Consider the following 317-nt stretch of genomic DNA (forward strand, 5'->3'; position numbering starts at 1 on the left):
GATATCAGTATCGACATGCAGTTTATTGCCTCCCAAATTCAAAGAGGTAAAGGGATCAGGCCTTTCAGTGTCAGTAAAATGCAGCGTGACCGTATTTACTCAAGGATACTGCGTCTACTTAATTACATTAAGTGGAATGAAAAACAGCACCTCAATGCTCTGTGCCACCACCTGGTTTACATTGGTCATACCTGGCTGGAGCCTCGACACCTCTTTGATGCGGCCATTGAATACCTTGCCAGCCATAACATTGCCATTCCTAAGTACTCCGTGCTTCAAAGACTGATAAGCCGCACAATGCAACAGGTCAGAAAAGA

The 317-nt window shown here is 44.8% G+C and carries 1 protein-coding gene; it reads left to right on the plus strand.

What is annotated here, in order from left to right:
- A partial coding sequence (locus PSI06_RS21220) for a DUF4158 domain-containing protein (RefSeq protein WP_273604843.1) occupies positions 1-317 on the plus strand: 317 nt, incomplete at both ends.

Source organism: Pseudoalteromonas sp. GABNS16E (assembly GCF_028598715.1).
GTDB lineage: Bacteria > Pseudomonadota > Gammaproteobacteria > Enterobacterales > Alteromonadaceae > Pseudoalteromonas > Pseudoalteromonas atlantica.